The 1,431-nt window shown below is 66.9% G+C and carries 1 protein-coding gene; it reads right to left on the bottom strand.

The window, feature by feature from the left end:
* Positions 1-274 precede the first annotated feature (274 nt).
* The gene (locus AC1DSA_RS26075; protein WP_477894184.1) at positions 275-1,339 is read right to left on the bottom strand and encodes an IS110 family RNA-guided transposase; all 1,065 of its coding nucleotides are present in this window, start codon (positions 1,337-1,339) and stop codon (positions 275-277) included.
* Positions 1,340-1,431: the final 92 nt, after the last annotated feature.

The raw sequence follows: 1,431 nt of genomic DNA, 5'->3' as shown, positions 1-1,431 counted from the left end.
CTAACAGGTCGTATATGGACTCCTCTCCAACGACAAGGCCCTGATCACTGTTGTTGGCTTCAAGAGCAACGCCTGCGGTCGTATATCCGGCATCGTGTGTGGGCTGCTTGAGCCCGTGCCGTCATGGGTTCCGCGTGGTAGGAAGCAGCGCCAAACGTTCGATCGGCTTGCAATGAGCCGGACTTGTTATCGGCGTCAGCACTTCCTGGGGTTCGTCCCTGTTGGCCATGAGGGGGCGATCAGTCCTTGGCAAGCGAGAAGAGCAATTCTGTGTTCAGTGCGCAGCGGCCGGCGGTCTGCAGGCGCGCGCGGGGTCGAAGGGCTGCTGGTGGCGCAGCGTGGCAAAGCAGATGCGCGCGAGCTTGTTGGCCAGCGCGCAGGTGGCCTTGTTCTGGTTGGTGCGCTGACGCACGGCCAAGGCCCACGCCTTCAATCCAGTGCATTCGCGCCCGGCGCTCTGGGCACGCGCGGCGGCCTGCAGCACGCTGCGCGCGCCGTGCGTGAGCAGGGTGCGCAAGTAGCGATCGCCCGCGCGCGTGATGCTGCCCAGGCGGCGGGTGTTGCCCGAGCTGTGCTCGCGCGGCGTCAGGCCCAGCCAGGCCGCAAGCTGCCGACCGTTGCGAAACTGGGTGAGGTCCGTGCCCACGGCGGCGACCAGGGCGGTGGCGGTCAGCAGGCCCACACCGGGGATCGACAGCAGCAGCTGGCAGGCGGGGCTTTGGCGTACGACATCGCGCAGTTCGCGCTCGAYCTGCGCAATGCGCTCCTCCAGCTGCGAGACTTCCACCAGCAGCATCTGCATCGTGGGGCGCAGCAGGGCCGGCAATGCCGAAGCCGGGTCGGCAACCAGGCGCCGGATCGCATGCAGGCCGGCCTTGGCGCCGACGGTGATCGGCACGCCGAACTCGCGGCAGTAGCCCCTGAGCGTGTTGATGCGCTGGGTGCGGCTGGCCATCCACTGGCTGCGCGCGCGGTGCAGCGCCTGCAGTGCTTGCTGCTCGATCGACTTGACGCGCACCTCGCGGATCTCGGGGCTGCGGTGCGCCTCCAGCAGGGCGGCGCAATCGGCCGCGTCGGTCTTGTTGCGCAGGCAGTAGCGGCGCACGTGGGTGGCCGGCAGCAGGCGAACCCGGATACCTTGCCGCTGCAGCGACCTGGCCCAGTGGTGCGCCGAGCCGCAGGCTTCCATCACGACTTGTGCGGCCGTGCGGTTGCCAAAGAAGCGCTCGAACTGCGCGCGGGTCAGCCGATGCGAGCCAACGAGGCGCCCTTGCGCATCAGCCTCGGCCACCTGGAAAACAGTCTTTGCAAGATCGACGGCGACGGTTGTAGCATCCATGTCGGACTCCTTTCGTTGAAGACCTGATCCCCACGCCAATGAAGACCAGTGCGCCAATCTGGCGCGAAAAACGAGAGGAGTCCATCCCATCA

This window comes from Ramlibacter sp. P4_H7 (genome assembly GCF_056400765.1).
Note: the sequence above shows the minus strand (reverse complement) of the source record. Positions and strands in the feature narration are given on the sequence as shown.